The organism is Flavobacterium sp. (assembly GCF_031363805.1).
Classification (GTDB): domain Bacteria; phylum Bacteroidota; class Bacteroidia; order Flavobacteriales; family Flavobacteriaceae; genus Flavobacterium.
Map to the genome: position 1 here is coordinate 1 of NZ_JANLVD010000218.1, position 5035 is coordinate 5035.

At 32.5% G+C, this 5035-nt stretch carries 6 protein-coding genes and 1 pseudogene; 3 read left to right on the forward strand and 4 right to left on the reverse strand.

The window, feature by feature from the left end:
* Both RMN92_RS11595 and RMN92_RS11600 read left to right on the forward strand, forming a co-directional pair.
* Window positions 1-774, forward strand: a 774-nt coding sequence (locus RMN92_RS11595; protein ID WP_309609608.1) for an RHS repeat-associated core domain-containing protein, incomplete at its 5' end; no start/stop codon positions are given.
* 7 nt (window positions 775-781) lie between these two features.
* Window positions 782-1312, forward strand: coding sequence for a hypothetical protein (locus RMN92_RS11600; RefSeq protein ID WP_309609609.1), 531 nt, complete (start codon window positions 782-784; stop codon window positions 1310-1312).
* Window positions 1313-1344: 32 nt separating this feature from the next.
* Here RMN92_RS11600 and RMN92_RS11605 read toward each other — a convergent pair whose 3' ends face one another.
* From RMN92_RS11605 to RMN92_RS11615, 3 genes are read right to left on the reverse strand one after another with little or no spacing between them, the layout of a single operon-like run.
* Window positions 1345-1644: a type II toxin-antitoxin system RelE/ParE family toxin gene (locus RMN92_RS11605; RefSeq protein ID WP_309609610.1), complete on the reverse strand. Its 300-nt coding sequence runs from the start codon at window positions 1642-1644 to the stop codon at window positions 1345-1347.
* Window positions 1634-1870 carry a hypothetical protein gene (locus RMN92_RS11610; RefSeq protein WP_309609611.1) on the reverse strand — a complete coding sequence of 79 codons (237 nt, stop codon included), beginning with the start codon at window positions 1868-1870 and terminating at the stop codon, window positions 1634-1636. Before RMN92_RS11610 ends, RMN92_RS11605 begins: the two co-directional genes overlap by 11 nt.
* A 13-nt stretch (window positions 1871-1883) precedes the next feature.
* Entirely contained in the window at window positions 1884-2231 is a 348-nt protein-coding gene (locus tag RMN92_RS11615) for a helix-turn-helix transcriptional regulator (RefSeq protein WP_309609612.1), read from the reverse strand.
* A gap of 288 nt (window positions 2232-2519) precedes the next feature.
* On the opposite strand from RMN92_RS11615, the pseudogene RMN92_RS11620 reads away from it, so the two are divergent.
* Window positions 2520-3005 (forward strand): annotated as a pseudogene (locus tag RMN92_RS11620) (REP-associated tyrosine transposase).
* Window positions 3006-3309: 304 nt separating this feature from the next.
* Here the strand turns inward: RMN92_RS11620 and uvrB are convergent.
* Window positions 3310-4944, reverse strand: a complete 1635-nt coding sequence (gene uvrB / locus RMN92_RS11625) for an excinuclease ABC subunit UvrB (protein ID WP_409024863.1) — start codon at window positions 4942-4944, stop codon at window positions 3310-3312.
* Window positions 4945-5035 lie beyond the last annotated feature (91 nt).

Sequence of the window (5035 nt, forward strand, 5' to 3'; positions counted from 1 at the left end):
GAATTAGGACTTAATGTTTACGATTATGATAACAGAGTTTATGACCAAGCCATTGGAAGATTTTGGCAGATGGATCCATTAGCCGAACAAGGTCGCAGATGGTCACCCTATAATTATTGTTTTGATAATCCTATTTACTTCCAAGATCCTGACGGAATGTGGCCAGATAATCCCTTTAAAGGTTTATTCACTGCCGTAAAGCAAACAATCAAAAGTGACTATGCAGCTGCTAAAAATGCAGTTAACAGAACGGTTTCAGAAGTTAAGAAAAATGTTTCCGAAGCTTTTAGAATTAAAGATGGGAATTCTATATGGAATAGCGGAGAAACAGGAAGAAAAGATGGAAATTCTAGTGGTTTAAAAGGAACCACAAAGACGACCACAGAATCTGACAATATTGCAAAAATGGGCAATGGTTCAGGGCAAGCAACAAAAATCATATCAAAAGCAGATACAGTTTTGGAAAAAGTAGTTAAAGCAGTAGAGCATTTAGATGACTTTTTAGACTTAGTTGATGGTCGTGAAGGAGATATAATTACAGCTTCTAAAAACATAGCTAAAGAAAATAGCGCTCAATCAGAAACAACAACTATGAAGACAGAAAGTTACGCTACAAGTGAACCAGTTGGAGGTGGAAGTTCTGCAAATGCTCAAGTTCATAGACAAGAAAAAGACACTACTGTAAATAAAATAGATGTAGCTAAAGTTAGGCAGACAAATATCGATAGAGCTCAAAAGGCAAAAGAAAAAGCAGAAGAATTAAATCGTAGGTAATAATCAAATGATAAATAAACAATTAAAATCAATTTATTCAGTATTCACATGTCTTTTATTTTTGTTTTATATTTCATGTAAAGAGAAAGAAACTAAGACTAAAATTAAAGGGAAACACTATACTTCTTATTCAGATAATAAAGTAGCATATGATTTACACTTTCCTGATACTGTACATATCAATCAAAAATACAATGGAAAAATAGTTTACAAAGGGATTCTAGATTCTATAACAACAACTTTTGGAGATAAGAAAAAAGACCGTTATATACTTTATATGATGACAACAACAGATAGAGTTGATTATGATTTTAAGCACTTAAAAAAGATTGCAAAAGATACTTTTGGAGCAACTAATTATAGAACAATTCCTTTTTATGATGTTAAGTTTAATAAATTAGGTGTACATTATATTGATGGTTACATTAATGATAATGTTTTATTAGATATATTGACTAAAGATAATATATCAACTGATAAGGTTAGATATATAGAGAATGAAGTTCGAGCTACTCACAAAGTAGTTGTAATAGAATAAAATTAAACCACTCGAGAGAGTGGTTTGTTGTTTTATCTAACAGGATATTTTCCAGGATCTTGTGAAGTATTAAAAATAGCATTCAAAAACACCGTTTTACTAGGTTCGTCTACAATAAAAAAGGCGATATACGGGAATTTCTTAAAAGGTAAAAAGCGATATTTATTATCGTGAAACTGGTAAAAAGGGTTTATTTGTAAAGCTTTATACGTTTGTTTATAATCTTTTAAGAAATTTAAGGCTACTTTTTTATCAGAAAGTTCAATATAATATTCAACAGCATCTTCAATGTTTTTGGAAGCAATAGGCGATACAATAATCTTATAACTCATACTTATTTTTTAAGTTATCATAAAGTTGCTCGGCATCAATATAAGTGCTCTTATCGGAGTTGAGTTGGCTGTCTAAAATTTGTTGTTGGGTTGCAGATAAGTTATAAGGCTTAGCATTTGTGGTAGGTTCTACTAGCGCATCAACATAACCAATAACGCGCTCTAACACACTTTGCGGAGCATTTTTAAGTTTTCTAGTTAGTAAATCAATAGATATCGTTTCCATTTTTCAATATTTTTTATAGTGCTAGTTGTTGAATTTTCTTTTTGGTAATAAAAGCATCAATCAAAATTTTAACTACGGATTTATCGTTTTCCTGCATCTTTTCGATTGCTTTGAATTGGTTGAGTAGTTCTTTATCGGTTAGCGAACTATCGGCTAAATCGTCAGAGCTTCCACTCATTAAAAAATCAGAAGACACTCCAAGTGCATTAGATACTTTTGCCATAATGTCGGCAGAAGGTGTTGCTCCTTTTTCTTCATATCTACCTATTTGCGAATAATGAACTCCAACAAGTGTTGCTAAATCACCTTTAGAAAGTCCTTTTTCAGTACGTAATTGCTTTAATCTTTGATGAAAATCCATTTGTGTATATTATTTATTAACACTACAAATATACTAATTACGCACTAAATTAAGTCTTTTTACTTGCGATTGTTCATAAATAGAATTATTAACGCTTGTTTATATTTGCGTAATTGTGTTATTTTATGCGTTAACGCAAATAAATATTTTATCAACAATGGAAATAGCTGACATAAAACGAAACCCCGATAGCGCGGATTTGCAATTCGTGCCCACAAAGAGAAGAAAATAAATACTAAAAAGCACAGTTCTATATTGTGTTTTTTTAGTTTTGTAAAAACGCAAATTATGTCAACAAAATATAAAGCAACAACAGAGGAAGCATTTTTTATTACAATAATGGATAGATATTTTTACAAGGCTCAACCAGAAAAACAATATCATAAGCGCATTGCAATATTGCCAAAAGCATAAGGGACTAGAAATATATGCTTATTGTATTATGTCGAGTCACATTCATTTACTTTGCAAAGGAACAGAACGTTTTATTTTATCGGATGTTATACGAGATTTTAAAAAATTTACTTCCAAAAAAATTATTCAAACTATAGTAGAAGAGCCAGAAAGTAGGTGAGAATGGCTTTTGGAGTATTTTTAAAGAGCTTTTCAACATTTAAAACGAGATCAGCAATATAAGGTGTGGCAAGAGGCTATCATGCAGAAATTGTGGAAAGTAATTGGTTTATACAACAAAAAGTGAATTATATTCATAATAATCCAGTTAAAGATAAAATTGTTTGTTTTCCTGAAGATTATTATTTTAGCTCTGCTTGAAATTATGCAAGTTTAGATAATGATTTGGAAGTTGTTTTGTTGGATTTATTCTGAAATGAAATTTTGTGGGCACGGATTGCAAATCCGCGCTATTGAGTATATAATCCGTGCTATCGTATGTATAAATTCTATAAACTACCACCATGCCCCAGTTTGCAGCGGCAGCCCCGAAATTTTAAAAGCTATTTTTTCTTGGCATGGCAAAGCGACCAAAGGAAGCTCTTGCAATGGCAGTAGAAAAAAAGCTTTTGAAATGAGGGCTAGAGCGAAAAGCTGGATAAGGCACAAAAAAATAGTTGTAAGTTTAAATTTTTTCCTGCAAAACTTTAATTTCATCTCTAAATTTCGCCGCCTGCATAAAGTCCAAATCTTTGGCGGCTTTTTCCATGGCTTTTCGTTTTTCACGAATGCGTTTTTCGATTTCAGGCTTGCTTAAGTATTCAGCTTCGGGCTCTGCTGCCATACTTCTTGAAGTGTTACCCAGTTCATAATCTATTAATGGAATTTTTGTAAAAGCACTTTCAATTTTTTTATTTAGTGCCATAGGAACCAAGTTATTTTCGGTATTGAAATTTATTTGCTTGGTTCTACGATAAGTGGTTTCATCGATGGTTTTTTGCATACTTACGGTGATTTTGTCGGCATACATAATGGCTTTTCCATTTAAATTTCTTGCCGCTCGACCTATAGTTTGGGTGAGTGATCTTGTATTTCTTAAAAAACCTTCTTTATCTGCATCCAAAATAGCTACCAATGAAACTTCGGGCAAATCCAGACCTTCACGAAGTAAATTAACACCGATTAAAACGTCAAAAATACCTTTTCGTAAATCTTGCATAATTTCTATTCGTTCCAAAGTATCTACTTCCGAATGAATATATCTGCAACGAATATTTAATTTTGTTAAATACTTGGCTAATTCTTCTGCCATTCTTTTGGTTAGAGTAGTCACCAAAACCCGTTCATCAATTTCTGCTCGAAGCTGAATTTCTTCAATTAGATCATCAATTTGATTTAAACTTGGACGTACTTCAATAACTGGATCCAATAATCCAGTTGGACGAATTACTTGCTCCACAACAACGCCTTCTGTTTTTTGTAATTCATAATCTGCGGGTGTTGCCGATACATAAATGACTTGGTTTTGCATCGATTCGAATTCTTCAAATTTCAAAGGACGATTGTCCATTGCTGCTGGCAATCGAAAACCATATTCGACCAAATTTTCTTTTCTGCTTCTATCGCCACCAAACATAGCATGAATTTGAGAAACAGTTACGTGACTTTCATCAATAATCATTAAATAATCTTTTGGGAAATAATCTAGCAAACAATAAGGTCTTGTTCCAGGCAATCTTCCATCCAGATAACGAGAATAATTTTCGATTCCTGAGCAATAACCCAATTCACGAATCATTTCTAAATCAAAATTGGTTCGTTCTTCCAGTCGTTTTGCTTCCAAATTTTTACCAATTTCATTAAAATAGGTAACTTGTTTTACCAAATCTTGCTGAATTTCCCAAATGGCATTTTGCAATGTTTCTGGCGAAGTCACAAACATATTGGCTGGGTAGATAGTCAATTTTTGAAATTTTTCAACCACTTTGGAAGTTTTAAGATCGAAACTTTCTATTTCTTCAATTTCATCTCCAAAAAAGTGAAAACGATAACCATCATCTGCATAACTTGGATAAACTTCTACTGTATCACCTTTTATTCTAAAACTTCCAGGATTAAAATCGGCTTCCGTTCTTGAATACAAACTTTGAACCAACGAATGTAAAAATTTGGTACGAGATATTTGTTGTCCAGCTTTCACTGGAATAACATTATCCTGAAATTCTTTTGGATTACCAATACCATAAATACAGGAAACTGATGCAATAACAATAACATCTCTTCTTCCAGAAAGCAACGAAGAAACGGTAGACATTCGCATTTATGCCAGTTTCTGGTGTTTTCATAGAAAAAGATTTATCTATCAATGAAGAACTAGAAAAAATGCGAATGTCTACCGTTTCTTCGTTGCT